Below are 579 nucleotides of genomic sequence, written 5' to 3'. Positions count from 1 at the left end.
GTCTGGGGGTTCTCCCGCATGGTTAAGGTCTATCAAAGAAAGACTGGCCAAGTAGTGGAACCGACAGAATATAAGGCGGGGCTGTTAGATAAGCTTTATGGGACTGCTTGGGGCCGCATCTTGTTGTCTTTCTTGACCCGACCTAGCCTGTCTTATCTTCTAACTTTGAAAGACTACACTCTTTTTTCTCGCAAGAAAATAGCAGCTTTTGTGGAAAATTATCAGCTGAATCTGGCCGACTATGAATCTGGCCCCTATTCTAGTTTTGCGGCTTTCTTCCAGCGAAAAATCAAGTCCGCTCTGCGTCCGGTCTGTCCTGATAGTCAAGTGCTGGCTGTGGCAGATGCCAAGCTGGAGGCTTTTACCATTAGTCAGGACTTGCGGTTGACAATTAAGGGGCAGACATACAGGCTAGCTGAGTTACTGCTGGATGAGGAGTTGGCTCAGCTGTTTAGTGGCGGAACAGCGCTGGTCTATCGCTTGGGAGTAGAAGACCTGCACCGCTATTTGGCAGCTGAATCCGGCAGAATTACCCAAAGTCGAAAAATCAAGGGTCGCCTGCATACGGTTAGGCAGGTA

General features: G+C 49.1%; 1 protein-coding gene. It reads left to right on the top strand.

The annotated features are described in order from the left end of the window. Positions 1–18: 18 nt before the first annotated feature. A partial coding sequence (locus D8792_RS11240) for a phosphatidylserine decarboxylase (protein WP_185758465.1) occupies positions 19–579 on the top strand: 561 nt, incomplete at its 3' end.

It is taken from the genome of Streptococcus cristatus (assembly GCF_003943505.1).
Lineage (GTDB): Bacteria > Bacillota > Bacilli > Lactobacillales > Streptococcaceae > Streptococcus > Streptococcus cristatus_E.
The sequence above is the reverse complement of the archived record's forward strand: the minus strand, read 5'-3'. Positions and strand labels throughout refer to the sequence as shown.